Genomic DNA, 404 nt, shown 5'->3' on the forward strand with positions numbered 1-404 from the left:
GTGGATCTGCACAGTGGTAGATATGGTCGTGGGCGAAGCCGAATATTCGGTCACCTAAGGCAAAGTCGTTAGGGCTTTTATGACACGCGACCCGGATCCGATCGGTCTTTATGACCCCTATCTGAGTGCCGTCAGCCCTAAAGGCGATCACGGCCATTTCAGCGGGGGCTACAAGATTTGGCCCAATGGGGCGCGGGTGGCGCAGGCCGATGTGCGGCTGATGTGCATCGGCAATTCCACCAGCCTATGGCCCGATGCGGCCTGGAGCCTGGAACTGGGCAAGATGCTCACCACCCCCGACAGGATCGTCGCAGTCTATAATGGCGCCGGTAAGGGCAACACCTCTTCTCAAGAGGTGTTGCCCTTACCGGCGCCATTATAGACTGCGACGATCCTGTCGGGGG

General features: G+C 58.9%; 1 protein-coding gene. It reads left to right on the top strand.

Annotated features, from left to right (window positions below; translation table 11 throughout):
* The first annotated feature begins 79 nt into the window (after nucleotides 1-79).
* Entirely contained in the window at nucleotides 80-382 is a 303-nt protein-coding gene (locus A3722_RS15225; RefSeq protein ID WP_067916278.1) for a hypothetical protein, read from the top strand.
* Nucleotides 383-404 lie beyond the last annotated feature (22 nt).

Origin of the sequence: Sulfitobacter sp. HI0027 (genome assembly GCF_001634775.1) — a bacterium.
In the GTDB taxonomy this organism is placed as follows: domain Bacteria; phylum Pseudomonadota; class Alphaproteobacteria; order Rhodobacterales; family Rhodobacteraceae; genus Sulfitobacter.